Consider the following 20,650-nt stretch of genomic DNA (forward strand, 5'->3'; position numbering starts at 1 on the left):
CACCAGGACAAACCAACCGTCTTCTTCCAATGTGCTTCGGTATCGGATAACGACGTTTCATAATGGCGTAATTAATTGTGCTCGGCGGATTCGCGCGGCGCGCTCCGGCGGGCCCGCCAGTGCGCGACCCACCAGCCGATGCCGCGCGCCGCGCACACGATCGACGTCGCGAAGAACAGCGTGTACACGACGTTGAACAGCATCAGCACGCCGTAGACGAACGCCACGCCGCCGCCGAACATGAACTGCGGGATCGGCTTGGACGGCGTCGTCCCCGGGTCGGTGATCATGTAGTTGGTGAACAGCACGAACGCGACGCCGGTCATCACCGCGAGCCCGGTGTAGAGCGGGGCGTCCCAGATCCAGTGCCGGACGAGCGCCTGGATCGCGAACCCGCCCGCCCAGCCGACGATCAGCAGCACGCGGCCGGTGAGCATCGAGTTGATGACCGTCCCGGCGGTGATGATGACCAGCGGGATCAGGACCCGGAACAGCGTCCCGGCGTACTCGGTGAACATGTAGGGCGGCGCGATGCTGACCCACGACCCGAAGCACAGCAGCGTCACCGTGATGCCGAAGTTGGACGGGTTCATGAAGTGCCGCATCCGCCCGTTCACCGGCGCCTTGAACACGTGCTTGCCGCCCACCCCGACCACGACGCCGAACATGACCGGCCACCACTGGTCGTTGGCGTACAGCAGCATGTTGACGGCGAGGGCGGTGATGTGCGCCGGGAGCAGGAACTCGTACAGGCCGCGCACGCCCCGGCCCCGGTAGCGCGGGGCGCGACGCTCCGCCCAGGCGCTGATCCACTCGAAGGTCAGCTCCGCCGCGTACCCGGTGAGGGCCGCGAGGATCGGCCAGATCCACGCCTGCTCGAACCCGAGGACGGTGTACCCGAGGGTGTTGAAGACGGTCAGCGAGATGGCGAAGTTGCGCAGCGCCAGGTAGCGGACGTCCGGCTTCGCCGGAGCGGCCGGGGCCGCCTGCGCGGGCGCCTTCGCGTCGCCCGGTGGGGCCGTGGCGGTCGCGGCCGCCGCGGCCGGGGTGGACGACGTTGGTGTCAACGGCGTGGATGTCATCGGCGCTGAACCTCCTGTGCGGTTCCGTCCAAGAGAAGGTCGTGGGTGCCGGGCGCGAGGCTCAGCGTCTGCGTGTGCGGCCGTCCCTGGGCGTCCCGCCAGCGCAGCTCGGCCGACACCGGGCCGCTCGCGCCGCCGAGGCCGAAGTCGACCTCGAAGCCGCGCTTGCCGCTGTGCCCGCCGCCGCCGTCCAGCCGGGAGATCCGCGTCCGGCCGTCCGCGGTGCGGACGCGGACCGTCGTCCCGTAGGCGGGCGCGCCGAGCGCCTGCATGCCGCCCTTGCCCGCGCCGCCCGCGGCGGGCCGGTAGAGCCGCAGGCCGAGGTGCCTGCCGAGACCCGGCGAGTTGTTGGCGTAGAACGCGGGCGGGCCCCACTGCCGCGCGACGGCGAAGTCGAGGGCGCCGGTGCCGCGCGTGTCGGCGATCGCGATGCCCCGGGTGGGGATGGGGACGTCGAGCCCGAGTTCCTTGCTCAGGTTGACGAACGCGCCGCCGTCCTCCGGGCGGGCGTAGAACGCGATCGGCTGCGAGCCCGCGATGTCGTCGCCCGGCTGGATGTCCGGCCACATCTTCGGGTCGGTGTAGAGGTCGTCGTTGGTCATGGCCATCTCCTGCAGCCACGGCCAGCGGTTGATCTTCCCCTTGATAAATCCCTCCGCCTGGACGATGTCGGGCCGTCCGCTGTTGAGGAAGTCGCCCGCCTTCACGTCCCAGCCCCAGCCGGTGAACGCGAAGCCGAGCTCGCGCGCCTTCTGCTCGAACGGCGCCTTGCCCTCGGCGAGCAGCCTCGCCATTTCGGACTCGTTCTTCGCCTCGTTGATCCAGGCGAAGTTGCTCTCCTCAAGGCCCCACGCGGTGGTGATGTTGCTGACCACCATGTCGAAACGGCCGGTGCCGTTCAGGTCGGCGAAGTCGATGCCCATTCCCTTGAACGAGCTCTTCCCGAGGACGAACGATTTCGGCGTGTGCGGGTGGCGCGTTCCGAGGACCTCCTTGAATTTGATCGCGCCCGGCTTGGAGACGTTGTTGAACAGGTGGTCCTTGCCGAAGTCGTTGGCGATGTAGAGCTCCGGGAGGCCGTCGCCGGACAGGTCCGCGCTCGACGCCCCGAGCGCCCAGCCCGTCGCCTGCTCGTGCGGGATCGCCGCGGTCACCTCGGCGAACCGCGCCGTCGGTTTCTCGCCCGCCGACCCGTCGTGCCAGCGCAGGACGTGCGTGCCGCCGCCGTTCTTGGCGTTCGACATCGACGCGTTCATCTGCACGTTCTTCTGGCCCTGCGGGTCCAGGACGTCGGAGTCGGGGAAGTAGTTGGCGATGAGGATGTCGGGGTGCCCGTCCGCGTCGTAGTCGGCGACGTTGACGGTGTTGGTGTGCCATTTCGGGCCGCGGTAGGAGCCGTCCACGGTCCCCGAGGGGACGAGTTCGACCGGCTCGTACGAGTCGGCCGCCGGCGCCTTGGCGTTGGACTTCGCCAGGAAGATGATCGGCGTCCGTCCCCAGAAGGTGACGAGCAGGTCCATCCTGGCGTCGCCGTTGTAGTCGCCGGGGGTGCAGCCCATCGGCGCGATCGCCGGGCCCATGGGGAGCGGCGCCGGGTCGAGCGTGAACGGCGTGTACCGTTCCGCGGCGGGCGTGGTCGGCGCGTAGGTGACGACGACCTGGTCGGTGCGCGGGTCGACGACGCAGAGGTCGTCCTCGCGGCCGTCGCCGCGCAGGTCGTTGAGGGCGACGCCCGCGCCGACCGCGGAGATCCACGACCGCAGGTGGTGGTAGGCGGGGTTCACCTGCCGGATCGTCCGCGTCGGCGCATAGCCGGGCGGCATCGCGATCGGCATCTCGGTGAACTTGTAGCGGTCGGCCATCCGGTCCCGGTCGGCGCTCGACGCCTGCGGGAGCCGGGCCGCGAAGAACAGCGCGGTGGCCAGGACGACGACGACCAGCGCTGGGACGAACCTCCGGCCTCGCGTCCAAAGAACGGCCATTTGCGTCCTCCTCTGATGTTCGGTGATTTTCTTTCGCCCATGGGCATGCCAGAGCGGAAGGATTGACGGGTGAAACGCCGTTACGGCGTGGGAGTCAGCCCTCGGCGGGCCGGTACACCGCCTGGATGCGCCTGCGCCACAGCTCGTAGGCGGGCATCGCGCCGTCCGCGGGGAGGCCGTGCAGTGTGTCCTGGGTGATGGCCGACGCCTCCTCCACGGACGAGCCGCAGAGGACGTCGGTCGCGACCCCCGTGTGCGGGACGACGAGCCCCGCGCGCAGCCGCGTCGCCGCCGCGAACGCCGCGCCCTGCGCCACCTCGGCGCGGAACCCGGACGCGAGCTTGCGCAGCTTCTCCAGCTCGGCGCCGTCGACGCCGCCCGCGTAGGTGGCGGCGAGCCCCGCGCCGCTCCACAGGTCGGCGCGTCGGCCGGGGCCGAACCCGCCGATCGTCGCGGCGAGGCGCTCCACGTCGCCGCCGCACACGAACCAGAGGGCGCGGCCGACGCCCTGGTCGGCGGCGCGGGAGGCGTAGCCCGACTCGTCCGGCCAGGGGAGCCTCGGCCGGGCCGGCTCGCGGCGGGTGACGTGCCGCTCGGTCGCGAAGTACGCCTGGTGGAAGCCGTACCCGTCGGCCGCGAGCCAGCGCAGCAGCGGGTCGGGGAGCCTGATCCGGCGCCAGAGCGGGCGGGGCAGCCGCGCCATCGCCCAGCCCGCTCCGACGTTGGCCATGTAGACGTGCGGGTCGGCCGCGCCCGCGATGAACGCCGGCAGTCTCGCGGACCGCCACGGCGTGACCGCGTCGACGATCGCGAACGCCATGGCGGCGCCCTCGTAGGCGAAGCCCTGGTACGGGCGCTCGACCGTGCCTAACAGCCGGGCCGCCTCACCCAGGTCGCGGCTGACCATGGCGTGCTTGAACCCGGTGAGGAAGTTGCCTCCCGCCTGTTCCAGATGGCCGCGGGTCAGGGGGTCGCGTGCGTGGAATCCCCTCTTCGCGAACGTGGCCTCCGCCGGGTCCGGGGTCAGCAGCCGGTCTCGAAGCGTCCCTGACAGCGTCGGCATCGGTCCTCCCTGTCGCCCGGGCATCTTCACAGTCAGCCTGGCTCCGGTCAGGTCCGACCGTCATCTTCTGAATTGCCCTGGCGTAAATCGGGGGCCGGCGCGGATCAGGTCGCGAGGAGCTCCTTAAGCGCCGAGTCGATGAAGGCCGTGTCCTCGGGGTTGCTGCCGTGCCCGGCGAAGTGCCCCCACACGCCGGGGATGACGCGGAGCTCGGCGTTCGGGATGTGCTGGACGGCCCACGCCTCGTCCTCGGGCGGGAAGTAGAGGTCCTTCTCGGCGGGCATGACCAGCGCGCGGGCCTTGATGGACGCGAGCGCCGCCTTAGTGTTCCCGTCGAACCCGGGGGTGCGGCCGACGTCGGAGTTCTGCCACGTCCAGAGCATGGTGAGCAGGTTGTTGGCGTCGCGGTCGTCGAGGAAGAAGCCCTCCCAGAAACCGACGAGGAAGTCTTCGAGCGAGCTGTAGCCGAGCTTCTCGTAGAGGCGGTCCCAGTAGAACGCCTGGGAGAACCCCCAGCCCGCGTAGACGCGGGCCGCGGCACGCAGGCCGTGGGTCGGCGGGGACGTGTACCAGCCGTACTCGAACGCGGCGTCCGCGGTGAGCGCCGCCTTCACGCCTTCGAGGAACACCTTGTTGTGGTAGCTGCACCGGGACGAGCCGCAGAACGGCGCGATGCGCTCCACCATCTCCGGATGGCTGACGCCCCACTGGTAGGTCTGGCCCGCGCCCATCGACCAGCCCGTGACGAGCGGCAGCCGCTCGATGCCGAAGTGCTCGGTGACGAGGCGGTACTGCGCCTCGACGTTGTCGTACATGGTGACGTTCGGGAACCGGGCGCGGTCGTAGGGCTCCGGGGTGTTGCTCGGCGAGCTGGACAGCCCGTTGCCGAGCATGTTCGGCACGATGATGAAGTACCGGGTCGGGTCCAGCGCCATCCCTTCGCCGATGAGCCATTCGTTGTCCCGGTGGCGTCCGGAGTACCAGGTCGGGTAGACGATCGCGTTGTCCTTGGCGGCCGAGAGCGTGCCGTACGTCTCGTAGGTGAGCTAGGCGCCGCGCAGCGTCGCGCCGCCCTGCAGGACGAGGTCGCCGAGATCGAAGGTCGTGGGCATGAGTCCCCCCTTAGTTTCCAGAGAAACTATTTAGGCCAGAACCGAAAATCAAGGGGTGAGCTGGTGCAACACGTCGAACTCCAGCCCGTCGGCGGCCGCGATGAACACGTTCTGCCGCAGGTGCCGGTCGCGGACCTCGACCGGCCCGCGCGGGCCGTCGTAGCCGAGCCCCTCCGAGACGGCGTTCATCGAGCGGACGTCCAGCTCGCCGCTGCGCCGGAACAGCTCGGCGAGCAGCCGCACCCCCTCGTAGCACGACTCCCCCATGCTGTTCAGCGGCGGCGCCTGCGCGCCGAACCGGCCGTGGTAGCGGGCGCCGAAGTCCAGCCCGTCGCCGGTCGGGAGCGTCTCGAAGAAGCCCGCCGCGGCGAACAGCCCGCGGGTGCCCTCCACGCCCGTCGCGAGGAGCATGTTCTCGTCCATCAGCGGGCTGAACCGCAGCTGCGGCAGGCCCGCCGCGCCGAACGCGCGGTTGAAGGCCACCGCGTCGTCGCCGACCAGCAGCATCAGGACGGCCTCGCAGCCGCTCGCCTCGATCCGGCGGAGCGGCTCGCCGAAGTCCTGCGTGCCGAGCCGGACGTAGATCTCGTCGCAGAGGACCGCGCCCTGTTCGGCCAGGTAGGCCCGGACGGCGCGGGCCGTGCCGCGCGGCCACACGTAGTCGTCGCCGAGGATCGTCCAGCGGCGGACGCCGAGCTCGGACGCGAGCCAGCGCAGCGCCGGGCGGAGCTGGCGCTCGGGCGTCTCGCCGGTGAGGAACACGCCGGGCGACCGCTCGCCGCCCTCGTACAGCGCGGTGTACACGTACGGGACGCGGCCCGCGATGCGCGGCGCGAGGCACTGCCGGACGGCCGAGATGTGCCAGCCGGTCACGGCCTGCACGGCGCCGTCCCTGACCAGCGCGTCGACCGCGGCGGCGACGCGGGCGGGCGGGCCGCCGCCGTCCACGACCCGGAGCCGCAGCCGCCGCCCGAGGACGCCCGCCTCCGCGTTGACCTCCTCCTCGGCGAGCCGGGCGCACAGCTCGGCCGAGGGCCCGAAGAGTCCCGCGGGTCCCTGCCGAGGCACCACGAGGGCGACGTCGAGGGCGTCCATACTGGGACGTTAGTAGATACCGACGCCGAAATAGTTTCAATGAGACGGTAATCTTCGGTCTCAAGATGACTACAACAGGTATCCCGCAGGCCGAGTTGGACCTGCCCCGCGTGCTCTCCAGGGTCGAGCGCGGCATCGCCGCCCGGCTCGGCGCGGCGCTGAAGGCCGCCGGCTCCACCGTCGAGGAATGGCGCGTCCTCTCCCTGCTCGGGGACGGCGCCGGCCACACGATGACCGAGGTCGCCGACTTCGCGCTGCTCCCCGCCCCCACGCTCACCAAGATCGTCGACCGGCTGGTCTCGGCGGGCCGCGTGTTCCGCCGGGTGGACGACGCCGACCGGCGCCGCGTGCTCGTGTTCCTGTCCGAGCACGGCCGCGAGTCGCTGGACCGGCTGACCGCCGCGACCGAGGACGAGTGGCGCCGGGTCCGCGAGTCGGTCGGCCGGGAGGAGCTGGCGCTGCTCCAGGCGCTGCTGACCCGGATGTCCGCGCAGCTCGACTGAGGCCACTGGTTCACGGAGAAATACTTCTCCCGAAAAGTTTCTGCCCGTCCCAGGGGGCGGGTCAGCGGAGGAAGGCCCCGACGCCGGAGGCCATGGCGTCCGCCATCCGCTGCCGGAACGCGGCGCTCGACATCTTCGCCGCGTCGCCCGCGTTCCGCATGTTGCCGCATTCGATGAACACCGCCGGGACCGTGGACATGTTGAGCCCGCCGAGGTCGTCCCGCCGGTCGAGGCCGTCGCGTCCGACGTAGGTGGCGGGCGGCATGCCCGTCCCCGAGCGGTAGGCGTCGCGGAGCGCGGCGCCGAGCCGCCCGGACGGCTGGACGATCCCCGCGTTCTTCCCCACCGGCTCCGGCTCGATGACGTGGAACCCGTGCCCGGACGGCTCGGCGCCGTCCGCGTGGATCGACACGACGGCGTCGGCGCGCAGCCCGTTGGCGATCTCCGCCCGGGTCGTGACGCACGGCCCGACCCCGGTGTCGTTCCTCCTGGTCAGCGACACCCTGGCGCCCTGTGCGCGCAGAACGGCCGCGAGGCGGTTGGCGACGTCCCAGGTGAAGGCGTGCTCGGGATAGCCCTGCGCGGTGCTCGTCCCGGTGGTGTTGCAGGGCTTGTATCCGTTCCCGATGAACACCTTCTTGTTGATCACCTCGGGATGGGCCTCGTTGCCGCCGTTGTGGCCGGGGTCGATCACGATCGTCTTCCCGCGCAGCGACGGGGCCGTGCCCGGCGGGGTCCCGGACGGCGCGGCCGACGGAACCGTGCTCGTGGCGGGAGTCGCCGCCGGAGAACTCCCGCCGTTCCCCTCGTCGCCGCCGCACGCGGCGAGCGCCGTCCCGGCGCACAGCAGGACGGCGGCCCCGAAAACCCTCACCGGCCCATCCCCCCGTGACGCTCCGGTCTCCGACTCTCCCAATCTGCGCCGTCCAGCCCCGCCTAAACAACGGGATGATGGCCCTCTGCCGGGGAGGGAGCGGTGATGGCGCGGTCGTGGTGGGGCTGGGGAAACGTCGAGGACGCCGTGCGCGGCGCCGAACTGGACGCGCTGCTCGCCCGCGCCCGTGCCCTCGCGCCCGGCGAGCCGACCGGCCACGAACCACCGGACGTCGCCTCGCTCGGCATCCCGGCCGCCCGGCTCTCCCCGCCGCCGTCCCTCGCCGCGCTGTGCTCCGCCGATCCCGCCGACCGGGCCGCGCACGCGCACGGCAAGGCGTTCCGGGACGTGGCGCGCAACCTGCTCGGCGACCTCCCGCACGTGCCCGACCTGGTCGCGCGCCCGCGGGCCGAGCGCGACGTCGTCGACCTGCTCGACTGGTGCTCCGGCGGCCGCGTCGCCGCGATCCCCTACGGCGGCGGCAGCTCGGTCGTCGGCGGGATCGAGCCGCGGTTCGAGGACGGCCGCCCCGCCGTCACCATCGACCTGACGCGGCTCGACCGCGTCCTGGAGGTCGACCCGGTGAGCCGGGCCGCGCGCATCCAGGCGGGCGTGCTCGGCCCGCATCTGGAGGACCAGCTCAGGCCGCACGGCCTGACGCTCCGCCACTTCCCGCAGTCGTTCGAGTTCTCCACGCTCGGCGGCTGGCTGGCGACCCGCGCGGGCGGCCATTTCGCCACCCTCGCCACGCACATCGACGACCTGGTCGAGTCGATGCGGGTGGTGACGCCGAGCGGGGTCGCCGAGTCGCGGCGGCTGCCGGGGTCGGGCGCGGGACCGTCCCCCGACCGGCTGTTCCTCGGCAGCGAGGGAGCGCTGGGGATCATCACCGAGGCGTGGATGCGGCTGCGGGAACGGCCACGGTGGCGGGCGAAGGCGTCCGTCCGGTTCGCGGACTACGCGGCGGCGGTGGCGGCCACTCGCGCGGTCGCGCAGAGCGGGCTGCACCCGGCGAACTGCCGCCTGCTGGACGCCGCCGAAGCGTTGGTCAACGCGGGCGTGGCCGTGGACGGCGGCGTGCTGGTGCTCGCCTTCGAGTCCGCCGACCATCCGGTGCGCGCGTCCCTCGAACGGGCGCTGGAACTGTGCCGCGACCACGGCGGCGAAACCCCGGACGAGCCCGCCGACTCCGACACGGCCTCCGACACGTGGCGGTCGTCGTTCCTGCGCATGCCCTACCAGCGGGACGCGCTGGCCAGGCACGCGCTGATCGTGGAGACCTTCGAGACGTCCTGCACCTGGGACGGCTTCGACCGCCTGCACCGCGCGGTCACCGAGGCGGCCCGCGACGCGATCCGCGACGTCGCCGGGAACGGCGTCGTGACCTGCCGATTCACTCACGTCTACCCGGACGGCCCGGCCCCGTACTTCACCGTGTACGCGCCCGGACGCTGGGGCGCCATGGTCGCCCAGTGGGACGGGATCAAGACCGCCGTGTCCGAGGCGATCGCGGCGCACGGCGGGACGATCACCCACCACCACGCGGTCGGCCGCGACCACCGGCCCTGGTACGACCGGCAGCGGCCCGGCCCGTTCGGCGCGGCGCTGACCGCGGCCAAGGCCGCGCTCGACCCGGCGGGCGTCCTCAACCCGGGCGTTCTCGTCCCCGCGCCCTGACTCTCCGTCCGCGAACCTGAACGCCGTTCCGCGGAATTGCCCAACAAATGAGGGTCGCTTCGGCGAAAACTGCCGACATTCTTCCCGTCTCAGTGTGGTTCGGTCCATTAGCTGGACTGGGATGCCGGGGCGCCCGCGCCCTTCTCGCCGGACGGGGTTGCCCGGCGGCGGATCGCCGATTACGGTTCACTCGATTAACAGGAAAGTTTCCTATCAGATCCGAGGCCGCACGAGATGCCGCGTCCGCCCCCCGCCAGGCGATCGACGACCGGCGCGTAACCGAGCGCGCAGCACGAACCGACTCGGGGTTCGGGGGATTCCCGCTCATCCACACCCTCCTACCCGGGAGTGACATTGAGAAGAAAGCTCTTCCCAGGCTTCCTGTTCACCGCCCTCTCCGCCCTCGTCCTCGCCCTGCTGGTCCCGATCTCGGCCAACGCCGCGGGCACCGTGACGGCGTCGTTCGCCAAGGCCTCCGACTGGGGCTCCGGCTACGAGGGCAAGTACACGATCAAGAACGAGACCGGTGCGGCCCTCGCGTCGTGGAAGGTGGAGTTCGACCTTCCGGCCGGCTCGTCGATCGGCTCCTACTGGGACGCGCTGCTCACGAAGAACGGGCAGCACGCCACCTTCGCCAACCGCGAGTACAACGCCGGCATCGCGCCCGGCGCCACCGTCACGTTCGGCTTCCTGGTCAGCGGCTCCGGAGCGCCTGACAACTGCAAGCTGAACGGCGGGTCCTGTACCGGCGACGACTCCACGCCCGGCGCTCCCTCCACGCCCGGCGAGCCGTCCGTGACCGCCAAGACGGACGGATCGCTGACCCTGTCGTGGTCGGCGTCGTCCGGTTCCGTGACCGGGTACCGCGTCTACGAGGACTCCACCGTCCGCGCGACGGTGACCGGCACGACCGCCACGATCAGCGGGCTGGAGAAGTGCTCCTCCCACACCTACACGATCAAGGCGTACAACGACGCCGGCGAGTCCGCGGCCGCCACGGTCAGCGGCACCACCTCCGGCTGCACCACGCCCGACGTCGGCAAGCACGCCGCGCCGTACCTGTACATGGGTTGGGGCAACCCCCCGGACCCGACCACGGTCATGAGCGCGTCCGGCATCAAGTCGTTCACCATGGCGTTCATCCTCGCCCAGGGCGGCTGCAACCCGTCGTGGGACGGCCAGCGTCCGCTCAAGGGCGGCGCGGACGAGAACGCGATCAAGAAGATCCGCGCGGCCGGCGGTGACGCCATGCCGTCGATCGGCGGCTGGTCCGGCAACAAGCTCGGGCCGAACTGCTCCACGCCCGAGCTCCTCGCCGGCGCCTACCAGAAGGTGATCGACGCCTTCAACTTCAAGACCATCGACATCGACATCGAGAACACCGACGAGTTCGAGAACCCGACGGTGCAGGACCGCATCCTGAACGCGCTGAAGATCGTCGAGCAGAAGAACCCCGGCATCCAGACGATCCTGACCATGCCGACCCTGACCAGCGGGCCGAACGACGTGGGCAAGCGGCTCATCAACCAGGCCGCCAAGCTCCAGGTCCCGGTGGACATCTTCTCGATCATGCCGTTCGACTTCAGCGGCGGCTCGGACATGTACGGCAACACCGTCAAGGCGTCCGAGGGCCTGAAGACCGCGCTCGTGTCGGCGTTCAAGTACACCGACGCCGAGGCCTACACCCACATGGGCATCTCCGGCATGAACGGCGCGTCCGACCAGAACGAGATGACCACCACGGCCATCTGGACGCAGATCCGCGACTGGGCGAAGTCCAAGAACCTCTCCCGGCTCACGTTCTGGGCGGTCAACCGCGACCGTCCGGGCGACAGCGGCACCAGCCAGCAGCCGTGGGAGTTCAGCAAGATCACGGCAGGCTTCTGAGCCACTCCCCCGCGCGGCCCGCGTCCCAGCTCCGGGGACGCGGGCCGCCCCTTTTCACCCCTCACACCCCGATTCCAGCGCTCTCACAGGGCCGGCGAGCCGCCCCGTCCAAGGCGTCCCGGACACGACGTCCGGACCGCCGTTCAATGGCCCACGGAAGCGGTTTCACGACGACAACGGCACCGGGACCCTATCGGCAAGATCTGCCCATGAAATGGCTGCCAATTGGATACCAGTGCCGATTTTCGCCGCGGGCCGGGCTGGTTCGGCGCTCAAGCTGGACTGGTACCGGGCCCCCGAACAGGCGTTTCGGCAAAGGGCTTGCCCAGGTCGCGGTCGGCGGTTACCTTGCTTCCAAAACTGATAGGAAACCTTCCTATCAAATAGCGTCCGTCTCGGGGTTCGGGGGAATCCGCCAGCTTCCCTACCGATGGAGGAGTCCTTGCGCCCCCGCTCTGCTCTCAGCGTCCTCATCGCCCTGATGATCGCCCTGATCCTGCCCGCCCCCGCGCACGCCGCGGCGGCGACCGCGACCTTCACGAAGCCGCAGGACTGGGGATCGGGCTGGGAGGGCCGCTTCACGCTCAGCAACCCGTCCGGCGCCGCCGTCAGCGGCTGGACGGTCGAGTTCGACCTCCCGGCGGGCACGACCGTCGGCTCCTACTGGGACGCCCTCCTCACCAAGGACGGGCAGCACAACGTCTTCAAGGACCGCGGGTACAACGCCGCGATCCCGGCCGGCGGAGCGGTCACCTTCGGGTTCCTCGGGAACGGTCCCGGCAGCCCGCAGAACTGCAAGTTCAACGGCCAGCCCTGCGCGGGCGGCGACGACGGCGGTCCGGGCGGCGGCCTCGGCTCGCCCAGCGCCCCGTCCGTCACCGCGCGCACCGACACCTCGCTCACGCTGAGCTGGACGGCGGGCACCGGCACGCCGACCGGCTACCGCGTCTACGAGGGCACCGCCGTGCGCGCCACCGCCAGCGGGACGTCCACGACGATCTCCGGCCTCGACAAGTGCTCCACGCACAGCTACACGGTCAAGGCGTACGACGACAAGGGCGAGTCGGCCGCGAGCACGGCCGTCACCGCGACGACCACCGGCTGCGCCACCGGGCCGCTGCCGAAGCACTTCCTCACCGGCTACTGGCACGACTTCGTGAACGGCGCCCGCGCGCTGAAGCTCTCCCAGGTGCCCGACCAGTACGACGTCGTCGCCGTCGCGTTCGGCGAGGCCACCAGCAACTTCGGCGAGGTCAGCTTCAAGGTCGACCCCGGCCTCGCCAGCAAGGTCGGCGGCTACACCGACGACCAGTTCAAGGCCGACGTCAAGGCGCTCCAGGCCAAGGGCAAGAAGGTCATCCTGTCCGTCGGCGGTGAGAAGGGCGCCGTCTGGGTCGGCAACGCGAACGCCGCCGAGCTGTTCACCAACTCCGTCTACAAGATCATGACCGAGTGGGGCTTCGACGGCGTCGACATCGACCTGGAGAACGGCCTCAGCCCGCAGTACATGGGGCAGGCGCTCCGGGCGCTGCGCGCCAAGGCCGGCAGCAACCTGATCATCACGATGGCGCCGCAGACGGTCGACATGCAGTCCACCGGCGCGGCCTACTTCCAGCTCGCGCTGAACATCAAGGACATCCTGACCGTCGTCCACATGCAGTACTACAACTCAGGCACGATGCTCGGCTGCGACCAGGGCGTGTACTCGCAGGGAACAGTCAATTTCATGACGGCGCTGGCCTGCATCCAGCTTGAGAACGGGCTGCGTCCCGACCAGGTCGCGCTCGGCCTCCCGGCGGGCGCCGGCGCGGCGGGCGGCGGCGTCGTCTCCCCGTCCCTGGTCAACAACGCGCTGGACTGCCTCGCCAAGGGCACGAACTGCGGCTCCTTCAAGCCGTCCAAGACCTACCCGGACATCCGCGGCGCGATGACCTGGTCGATCAACTGGGACGTCACCAACGGCGGCGGCTTCGCCGGGACGGTCGGCCCGCACCTGAAGACGCTTCCGTAGGGGCGGGCCATGAGGAGGATATGGGCCCCGGCGGTGCTGACCGCCGGGCTGCTCGTCGGGCTGCAGAGCCCGGCGCACGCGGACAACGTGCTCACCAACGCGGGCTTCGAGAGCGGGACGCTGAACCCGTGGACCTGCGACAACGGCTCGGTGGTGGCCACCCCGGCGCACGCCGGGACGCACGCCCTCCAGGGCGGCGTCAGCGCGGGCAGCACCGGGCAGTGCACGCAGACGGTCGCGGTGAAGCCGAACACGGCGTACGCGCTGTCCGCCTGGGTGCGGGGCAGCTACGTGTACCTCGGCGTGACGGGCGGGTCGCAGACCTGGACCCCGTCGGCGTCCGACTACACGAAGCTGTCGGTGTCGTTCACGACGGGCGCGAACCAGACGTCCGCGGAGATATTCCTGCACGGCTGGTACGGCAACAGCGCGTACTACGCGGACGACGTCGTCCTCGACGGCCCCGGCGGCGACCCCCAGCCGGGCGTGCCCGGCACGCCCGGCTCGCCGTCGGTCGGCGCGGTCACGGACAACTCGATCGCGCTGTCGTGGACGCCCGCGTCCGGGACGGTCACCGGCTACCGCGTCTACGAGGGCTCGGCCCTCAAGGCGACGGTCACCGGGACCGGCGCCACCGTCTCGGGCCTCACGGCGTGCAGCTCGCACAGCTACACGGTCGCGGCGTACAACGACGTCGGCGAGTCCGCGAAGTCCACCGCCGCGAGCGGCCGGACCAGCGGGTGCGTCGACACCGGCCTGCCCAAGCACGCGCTCATCGGCTACCTGCACTCCAGCTTCGCCAACGGCTCCGGCTACGTCCGGATGGCGGACGTCCCGGACGCGTGGGACATCATCGACCTCGCGTTCGGCGAGCCGACGTCCGTCACGTCCGGCGACATCCGGTTCACCCGCTGCCCGGTGTCCGAGTGCAAGAACGTGGAGAGCGACGAGGAGTTCATCGCCGCGATCCGCGCGAAGCAGGCGCAGGGCAAGAAGGTGCTGATCTCGATCGGCGGTGAGAAGGGCCAGGTCCAGCTCACCACGACGGCGGCGCGGGACGCGTTCGTCCGGTCCGTCTCGGCGATCATCGACAAGTACGGGCTGGACGGTCTCGACGTCGACTTCGAGGGCCATTCGCTGTACCTCAACCCGGGCGACGCCGACTTCCGCAACCCCACCACCCCGGTCATCGTCAACCTGATCTCGGCGTTGAAGACGCTGAAGGCGAAGTACGGCCAGAAGTTCGTGCTGACGATGGCGCCCGAGACGTTCTTCGTCCAGGTCGGCTACCAGTTCTACGGCGGGACGAGCGGCGGCGACGGGCGGGGCGGCGCGTACCTCCCGGTGATCGACGCGATGCGCGACGACCTGACCGTGCTGCACGTCCAGGACTACAACTCCGGACCGGTCATGGGGCTCGACGGCCAGTACCACAACATGGGCGGCGCCGAGTTCCACATCGCGATGACCGACATGGTCAAGGCCGGGTTCCCGGTCGGGAACACCGGCAAGACGTTCCCCGGGCTGCGGCCCGACCAGATCGGCATCGGGCTCCCCGCGGCGGTCAGCGCCGGCAACGGGCACACCCCGCCCGCCCAGGCGCAGCAGGCCGTCAACTGCCTCGTGAAGGGGACGGGCTGCGGCTCCTACACCCTGCGCGGCGGGACGTCCCCGGGCTTCCGCGGCCTGATGACCTGGTCGATCAACTGGGACCGCTACTACTCCTGGGAGTTCATGAACAGCCACCGGCCGTTCCTGAACGGCCTTCCGTGATCCGCCACCCCTGAACCACCCCGGATCACCCACCCCACCGGAAGGGAAGAGATGAGATCGAGAACGAAGGCCGCCGCGGTCGCGGCGGTCGCCGTCCCGGCCGCGTCCGCCGCGGTCCTGGTCGGCTCCGCGACGGGCGCGAGCGCGCACGGCAGCATGTCCAACCCGCCGAGCCGCGTGTACGTCTGCAAGACCGAGGGCCCGGAGACCCCGAAGTCGGCCGCCTGCAAGGCGGCCGTCGCGGCGAACGGCACCCAGGCGTTCTACGACTGGAACGAGGTGTCGCTGCTCGACGCGGGCGGTCGGCACCGCCAGCTCATCCCGGACGGCCAGCTCTGCAGCGCCGGCCGGGCGAAGTACCGCGGGCTCGACCTGCCGCGCGCCGACTGGCCCGCGACGAGCGTCAAGCCGGGGCCGCTGACGATCACCTACCACGCGACCGCGCCGCACGCGGACGGCAACTTCGATTTCTACATCACCCGCGATGGCTTCGACCCGACGCAGCCGCTGCGCTGGTCCGATCTCGTCCCGATCCAGACGTTCGCCCACCAGAACCCGACCACGTTCACCAACTGGACGATCACCCTCCCGCAGCGGACGGGACGCCACATCCTGTACTCCATCTGGCAGCGGATGGCCTACAGCAACGAGGCGTTCTACACCTGCTCCGACATCGACTTCGGCGGCGGCGGCACCACCACCCCGCCGACCGACCCGCCGACGGACCCGCCCACCGATCCTCCGACCGACCCCCCGACCGACCCTCCGACGGACCACGGCACGTGGGCCGCGGGCACGTCCTACGCCGCGGGCGACAAGGTGACCTACAACGGCTCGACGTACCAGTGCGTCCAGCCGCACACCGCGATCGCCGGCTGGGAGCCCTCGACCACCGCCGCGCTCTGGCGGAAGGTCTGAGCGCGACACCATGAGGCGCACCGGCGATGAGGCGGCCGCGACGAGCGGCACGCCGACGACAGGCGAGGACCGTGCACGGCTGAGGCGCGCCGCGCCGAAGTACGGCGCGCTCGCGATCCTCGCCGCCTGCGCCGTCCTGGTGTTCGCGCAATGCGGAGCCGCCGGCGGTTCGCCGACCGGCGGCTCCACCCCCGCGGCCCAGGGCGGCCGCGGGTTCAACCCCACCGACGTCATGTTCCTGCAGATGATGCTTCCCCATCAGGAACAGGGCGTGAAGCTGGTCCGGCTCGCGAAGGGGCACGCCGTCACGCCCGAGGTCAGGACGCTGGCCGCGGCCATCGAGACGACGGAGGTGGCCGAAGCGAGGCAGATGCAGAAGCGGCTGCGCGACTGGCGGCGCCCGCTGCGGGCGGCGTCCGGCGAGCACGCCGCGCACGGCGGCCTGCCGGAGACGACCGACGCCGAGTTGGAGGCCCTGGCGCGGACTCCGGCGGACCGCTTCGAACGCGAGTTCCTCAACCTGCTGATCGGCCATCAGGACGACGCGGTCCAGATGGCACGCCTGGAGACGGGCCAGGGCGAGGACTCGTGGACGCGCCGCCTGGCGCAGCGCGTCGACCGCTCCCGGTCGGCGCAGATCAAACAGATGTTGAAGATTCTCACCCAACCCCCGGAAGACTCCCACCGGAAGTAGGTGTTCGGCATGCGCCGAATGATCGGAATCTTGACCGCCATCGTCGTAGTGGCCGCGCTCGCCGTCGCCCCGGCGAGCGCGGCGGACAGGCTCACGGCGGCGTTCAGCCTGTCCGGGACGACAGGGAAGTACGTGGTCAGCAACCCTGGCACGGGTTCGGTCAGCGGCTGGACGCTGACCTTCAACCTGCCCGAGGGCGTGACGGCGAGCAACCCGCAGAACGCCACCATTTCGCAGAGCGGCACGAAGGTGACGCTCCGCCCGCTGTTCTATATCGACACCGTCAAGGGCGGCGGCAGCACCGAGCCGTACAGCCCGACCTTCACGTTGAGCTCCGCGACGGCGCAGCCGACGAACTGTCTGCTGAACGGCGCGAACTGCGACGGCTCGGGTGACCCGCCGCGGGTCGCGCAGGGCGTCACGGCGACCTATTCGCTGGACGGCACGAGGGCCAAGTTCATCGTCGCCAACAACACGTCCGCGACGATCACCAACTGGTCGGTCGTGTTCGACCTGCCGTCCGGCGTGACCGCCTCCAGCGCCGACAACGGCTCGATCACCCAGAGCGGGACGACGGTCACGCTCTCCCCGGCCTACTTCAACGCGACGATCGGCGCGGGACGGACCACCGAGCCGTACAGCCCGACGTTCACGGTGTCGAAGGCGGGCGCACAGCCGACGACCTGCCGGGTCAACGACGTCAACTGCGACGGCTCCGCCGACGCGCCGCCGGCCGCCCCCGGCAACCTGACGTCCCCGGTGAAGACCACGAAGACCGTCTCGCTGAAGTGGGACGCGGCGAAGGCCGGCAGCCTGCCGATCACCGCCTACGAGGTCTACAACGGCACGGCGCTCGCGACGACGGTGCCGGAGACCAACGCCACCGTCACGGGCCTCACCCCGAACACCGAGTACACGTTCACGGTGAAGGCGCGCGACCGCAAGGGCAACCTGTCGGCCGCCAGCTCCCCGATCACCGTGAAGACGAACAACCCGGCGGACGACACGACCCCGCCGTCCACCCCGACCGGGCTGAAGAGCACCGGCAAGGACTCCGGCAGCGTCAAGCTCTCGTGGAGCCCCTCGACCGACGCCTCGGGCGTGGCGAACTACGACGTGCTGGTGGACGGCAAGGTCGCGACCACCGTGAACGACACGTCCGCGACGGTGGCGGGGCTGTCCCCGTCCACCGAGTACACGTTCACCGTCAAGGCCCGCGACAAGTACGACAACGTGTCCGCGGCCAGCGACGCCATCAAGGTGAAGACGGACGACGTCGTCGGCAACGGCTACGCCAAGGTCGGCTACTTCGTCCAGTGGGGCATCTACGGCCGCCAGTACTTCGTGAAGAACCTCGTCGACACCGGCGCGGCGGCACGCCTCACCCACATCAACTACGCGTTCGCCAACATCGACCCGCAGAACCTGACGTGCCTCCAGGGCGTCACGAAGGGCACCACGTCCAACCCGCAGGACCCGAGCCAGGGTGACGGCGCGGGCGACGCCGAGGCCGACTACGGTCGTCCGTTCAGCGCCGCGCAGTCGGTGGACGGCGTCGCCGACTCCGGCTGGGAGAAGCTCCAGGGCAACTACAACCAGCTGAAGAAGCTCAAGGCGAAGTACCCCAACCTGAAGGTGCTCATCTCCATCGGCGGTTGGACGTACTCGAAGTACTTCTCCGACGTCGCCAAGACCGACGCCTCCCGGCAGAAGTTCGTCAAGTCCTGCCTCGACGTCTACATCAAGGGCAACCTGCCCGAGTACACCGGCAAGGGCGGTCCGGGCTCGGCGGCCGGCATCTTCGACGGCATCGACCTCGACTGGGAGTGGCCGGGCGCCGAGGGGCACCCGGGCAACCACGTCAGCCCTGACGACAAGCACAACAACACCCTGCTGATCGCCGAGTTCCGCAAGCAGCTCGACGAGATGAGCAAGGAGACCGGCAAGCGCTACCAGCTCACCGCGTTCACCCCCGCCGACCCGGCGAAGATCGAGGCCGGCTGGGAGCTCGCCGAGGTCGCGAAGTCCATGGACATCTTCAACATCCAGGGCTACGACTTCCACGGCTCCGGCAGCGACAACTCGTGGGAGCCCAACCGCACGGGCCACGCGGGCAACCTGTACACCGACGTCGACGACCCGTACTCGTTCCACTTCAGCGTCGAGAACGCGGTCAAGCCGTACCTGGACGCGGGCGTCAACCCGCGCAAGCTGACCATCGGACTGGCCTACTACGGCCGGGGCTGGCAGAACGTCAAGGACGGCGGCAAGGGCGGCGAATGGCAGGACGCGAAGGGCGCGGCCCCCGGCCAGTTCCAGGAGGAGGCCGGCACCCGCGGCTACAGCAACCTGCTCGCCAGCGTGCCGAACTGCAAGATCGTCCACGACGAGCAGGCGGTGGCGACGTCCTGCTACACCGGCGACAACGGTCAATGGTGGACGTTCGACGACGCGTGGTCGATCCAGAAGAAGGTCGCCTGGCTCAAGAGCAAGGGCCTGCTGGGCGCGATGATCTGGGAGATGTCCGGTGACCCGGGCGTCCTGACGAAGACCCTGGCGGACTCGCTGGGCGGTTAGTCCCGTAAGACTCAGGGCCGGTGCCGCCTGCGCCAGCACGGCACCGGCCCTGACCCATTTCCCCTCGCATTAGATCGGTCATTTCATGACTCGGGCGCTCCACCGGAGTGCGTCTACTCTGTCGGAATGGTTCCCGCTTCGGGTGTTTCCCCCGTGACGTCCAGGCTTGGGTGGCTCGACGCGCTGCGCGGAGGGGCGGCGCTCACGGTGGCCCTGCACCACGCCAGCTACGTGTACCTGCCGGACACCCGGATCCTGATGAAGGAGTGGTACGACCCCGGGATGGCGGCCGTCCTGGTGTTCTTCTTGGTCAGCGGCTACATCGTCCCCGCGTCGCTGGAACGGCGGGGAAGCGTCCGGGAATTCTGGATCGGACGCTTCTTCCGCATCTACCCGCTGCTCGCCGTGACGTGCTTCCTCGCGGTGCTCCCGTTCCTGCTCGGCGTCCTCGGGCTGCGCGCCGGGCTGGAGGACTACTCCCCCGCCACCGCCGTCCTCGCGCACCTCACGATGCTCCAGGACGTGCTCAACGTCCCCAACGTGATGAACGTGCTGTGGACGCTCTCCTACGAGATGGCCTTCTACCTCCTCATCGTCGCGCTGTTCGTCGTCGGCGGGCACCGCCGGTCGGCGCCCGCGGCGGCCGTCCTCACGGTGCTCGCGGCCGGCGCCGGCGCGCTGACCGCGACCGGCGTGCTGACCGGCGCCTACGCCCCGGCCGCGCTGCTGTCGCGCACCGCCGGGACCGGCCCGGTCGTCGCCGTGACGGCCGTCGCGCTGCTCGCGGCGATCGCCGCCGCCGTGTCCGGGCGGCGCGCCCCGCGCACCGCGGGCGGGCTCCTCGGCGGGCTGCTCGCCACCCTCCTGGTGACCGCGAACGGGCGCATCGACGCCTGGGAGAGCGTCCTCATGCTGGCGGTCATGTTCACCGGGACGGTCGTGCACCGCGCCGAGAACGGGCAGCTCGGCCGGCGCGCGGGCGCGGCGACGGCGGCGGTCGTCCTCGCGGGCGCGGTCGGCACCGGGACGTGGCAGGCCGCCCCTTACGGGTGGAAGGCCCAGATCTCCTGGAACGCGACGATCCTGTCGGCGGCGCTGGCGTTCGCGGTGGCGTGGCGGTGGCGTGGCCGGCGGTTCCCCGGCTGGGCGACCTGGCTCGGCACCGTCAGCTTCTCCGTCTACCTGCTGCACCCGCTGCTGCTGATGGTGGCCGCGCAGTTCCTCGGCGCGTCCGGCCGGGAGGACGCGCTCGGGCTCCTGTTCTTCGTCCTCGCGCTGCTCATGCTGAGCTGGGCGACGCAGCGCTGGATCGAGGCGCCCGCGCAGCGCCTCGGCCGCCGCCTCGCCCGCCGCCCGGCGCGCCGGGAGGCGGCCGTCCAGCCGCAGATGCTCGCGTCCTGAC

At 70.6% G+C, this 20,650-nt stretch carries 14 protein-coding genes and 1 pseudogene; 9 read left to right on the plus strand and 6 right to left on the minus strand.

Annotated elements, in window-relative coordinates; translation table 11 throughout:
• Positions 1–71 precede the first annotated feature (71 nt).
• The 5 genes and pseudogenes from FXF68_RS01655 to FXF68_RS01675 all read right to left on the minus strand — a co-directional run bounded on the left by FXF68_RS01655 (position 72) and on the right by FXF68_RS01675 (position 6,334).
• Positions 72–1,082, minus strand: coding sequence for a hypothetical protein (locus FXF68_RS01655; protein ID WP_148757040.1), 1,011 nt, complete (start codon positions 1,080–1,082; stop codon positions 72–74).
• Complete coding sequence (locus FXF68_RS01660) at positions 1,079–3,064, minus strand: FG-GAP repeat domain-containing protein (RefSeq protein ID WP_148757042.1); 1,986 nt, start codon at positions 3,062–3,064, stop codon at positions 1,079–1,081. The genes FXF68_RS01655 and FXF68_RS01660 overlap by 4 nt, the downstream gene beginning before the upstream one ends.
• A 94-nt stretch (positions 3,065–3,158) precedes the next feature.
• Positions 3,159–4,127 carry a DUF1702 family protein gene (locus FXF68_RS01665; RefSeq protein ID WP_148757044.1) on the minus strand — a complete coding sequence of 323 codons (969 nt, stop codon included), beginning with the start codon at positions 4,125–4,127 and terminating at the stop codon, positions 3,159–3,161.
• 104 nt (positions 4,128–4,231) lie between these two features.
• Positions 4,232–5,161 (minus strand): annotated as a pseudogene (locus FXF68_RS01670) (alpha/beta fold hydrolase); the annotation flags it as partial.
• A 126-nt stretch (positions 5,162–5,287) separates the two neighbouring features.
• Positions 5,288–6,334, minus strand: a complete 1,047-nt coding sequence (locus FXF68_RS01675; RefSeq protein WP_148757046.1) for a substrate-binding domain-containing protein — start codon at positions 6,332–6,334, stop codon at positions 5,288–5,290.
• A 65-nt stretch (positions 6,335–6,399) separates the two neighbouring features.
• On the opposite strand from FXF68_RS01675, the gene FXF68_RS01680 reads away from it, so the two are divergent.
• Positions 6,400–6,837: a MarR family winged helix-turn-helix transcriptional regulator gene (locus tag FXF68_RS01680; protein ID WP_222869767.1), complete on the plus strand. Its 438-nt coding sequence runs from the start codon at positions 6,400–6,402 to the stop codon at positions 6,835–6,837.
• 61 nt (positions 6,838–6,898) lie between these two features.
• Here the strand turns inward: FXF68_RS01680 and FXF68_RS01685 are convergent, their stop codons facing one another.
• Positions 6,899–7,711: an N-acetylmuramoyl-L-alanine amidase gene (locus tag FXF68_RS01685; protein WP_148757048.1), complete on the minus strand. Its 813-nt coding sequence runs from the start codon at positions 7,709–7,711 to the stop codon at positions 6,899–6,901.
• 105 nt (positions 7,712–7,816) lie between these two features.
• Between FXF68_RS01685 and FXF68_RS01690 the strand changes: the two genes are divergently transcribed.
• The 8 genes from FXF68_RS01690 (at position 7,817) to FXF68_RS01725 (ending at position 20,649) form a co-directional block, all read left to right on the plus strand.
• Positions 7,817–9,388, plus strand: a complete 1,572-nt coding sequence (locus FXF68_RS01690; protein ID WP_148757049.1) for an FAD-binding oxidoreductase — start codon at positions 7,817–7,819, stop codon at positions 9,386–9,388.
• Between the two features lie 354 nt (positions 9,389–9,742).
• On the plus strand, positions 9,743–11,275 hold the full coding sequence (locus FXF68_RS01695) for a cellulose binding domain-containing protein (protein WP_148757051.1): 1,533 nt from the start codon (positions 9,743–9,745) through the stop codon (positions 11,273–11,275).
• A gap of 430 nt (positions 11,276–11,705) precedes the next feature.
• Positions 11,706–13,286 carry a chitinase gene (locus FXF68_RS01700; protein WP_222869768.1) on the plus strand — a complete coding sequence of 527 codons (1,581 nt, stop codon included), beginning with the start codon at positions 11,706–11,708 and terminating at the stop codon, positions 13,284–13,286.
• A 9-nt stretch (positions 13,287–13,295) separates the two neighbouring features.
• Positions 13,296–15,059 (plus strand): chitinase, encoded by a 1,764-nt coding sequence (locus tag FXF68_RS01705; protein WP_148757053.1) that lies wholly within the window; start codon positions 13,296–13,298, stop codon positions 15,057–15,059.
• 51 nt (positions 15,060–15,110) lie between these two features.
• Positions 15,111–15,977, plus strand: a complete 867-nt coding sequence (locus FXF68_RS01710) for a lytic polysaccharide monooxygenase auxiliary activity family 9 protein (protein WP_148757054.1) — start codon at positions 15,111–15,113, stop codon at positions 15,975–15,977.
• Between the two features lie 10 nt (positions 15,978–15,987).
• Positions 15,988–16,671, plus strand: a complete 684-nt coding sequence (locus FXF68_RS01715; RefSeq protein ID WP_148757056.1) for a DUF305 domain-containing protein — start codon at positions 15,988–15,990, stop codon at positions 16,669–16,671.
• A 30-nt stretch (positions 16,672–16,701) separates the two neighbouring features.
• Positions 16,702–19,248, plus strand: a complete 2,547-nt coding sequence (locus FXF68_RS01720) for a glycosyl hydrolase family 18 protein (RefSeq protein ID WP_246178176.1) — start codon at positions 16,702–16,704, stop codon at positions 19,246–19,248.
• A 153-nt stretch (positions 19,249–19,401) separates the two neighbouring features.
• Positions 19,402–20,649 (plus strand): acyltransferase family protein, encoded by a 1,248-nt coding sequence (locus FXF68_RS01725; RefSeq protein WP_222869769.1) that lies wholly within the window; start codon positions 19,402–19,404, stop codon positions 20,647–20,649.
• Position 20,650: the final 1 nt, after the last annotated feature.

The sequence above is a fragment of the Actinomadura decatromicini genome, from assembly GCF_008121305.1.
GTDB classification, from domain to species: domain Bacteria; phylum Actinomycetota; class Actinomycetes; order Streptosporangiales; family Streptosporangiaceae; genus Spirillospora; species Spirillospora syzygii.

Bases quoted from the DNA above. Each gene is read 5' to 3' on its own strand.
- FXF68_RS01710 (WP_148757054.1), top strand. From the start codon at position 15,111: ATGAGATCGAGAACGAAGGCCGCCGCGGTCGCGGCGGTCGCCGTCCCG.
- FXF68_RS01655 (WP_148757040.1), bottom strand. From the start codon at position 1,082: ATGACATCCACGCCGTTGACACCAACGTCGTCCACCCCGGCCGCGGCG.
- FXF68_RS01715 (WP_148757056.1), top strand. From the start codon at position 15,988: ATGAGGCGCACCGGCGATGAGGCGGCCGCGACGAGCGGCACGCCGACG.
- FXF68_RS01690 (WP_148757049.1), top strand. From the start codon at position 7,817: ATGGCGCGGTCGTGGTGGGGCTGGGGAAACGTCGAGGACGCCGTGCGC.
- FXF68_RS01705 (WP_148757053.1), top strand. From the start codon at position 13,296: ATGAGGAGGATATGGGCCCCGGCGGTGCTGACCGCCGGGCTGCTCGTC.
- FXF68_RS01680 (WP_222869767.1), top strand. From the start codon at position 6,400: ATGACTACAACAGGTATCCCGCAGGCCGAGTTGGACCTGCCCCGCGTG.
- FXF68_RS01660 (WP_148757042.1), bottom strand. From the start codon at position 3,064: ATGGCCGTTCTTTGGACGCGAGGCCGGAGGTTCGTCCCAGCGCTGGTC.
- FXF68_RS01700 (WP_222869768.1), top strand. From the start codon at position 11,706: ATGGAGGAGTCCTTGCGCCCCCGCTCTGCTCTCAGCGTCCTCATCGCC.
- FXF68_RS01665 (WP_148757044.1), bottom strand. From the start codon at position 4,127: ATGCCGACGCTGTCAGGGACGCTTCGAGACCGGCTGCTGACCCCGGAC.
- FXF68_RS01675 (WP_148757046.1), bottom strand. From the start codon at position 6,334: ATGGACGCCCTCGACGTCGCCCTCGTGGTGCCTCGGCAGGGACCCGCG.